We start from the raw sequence: 259 nt of genomic DNA on the forward strand, positions 1-259 counted from the left end.
CGAGATAACCCATCACGAGCATGCCGTGCGCGAACACGTCGGGAAACCCGGCCGCCTTGGCGAAGTCGATGTCGACATGGATCGGGTTGTGGTCGCCGGAAGCGCCGCAATACAGCGCGAGGCGATGCCGGGTGATCGGCGGAAACTCCTTGTGGACGATGACATCGCCGACCGCGGGAACGCTGCTGCTCATGACGGCCTCGCATTGCGCACCACGATGGTGCGCGAGACATCGGCGACATGGACGCCGTTCTGGTTG

General features: G+C 64.1%; 1 protein-coding gene. It reads right to left on the reverse strand.

Going from position 1 to position 259, the window contains the following annotated elements; translation table 11 throughout:
• On the reverse strand, positions 1-193 hold a 193-nt coding region (locus Ga0466249_RS26170; RefSeq protein ID WP_215832415.1), incomplete at its 3' end, for a MaoC/PaaZ C-terminal domain-containing protein.
• Positions 194-259: the final 66 nt, after the last annotated feature.

The organism is Pelorhabdus rhamnosifermentans, assembly GCF_018835585.1.
In the GTDB taxonomy this organism is placed as follows: domain Bacteria; phylum Bacillota; class Negativicutes; order UMGS1260; family UMGS1260; genus Pelorhabdus; species Pelorhabdus rhamnosifermentans.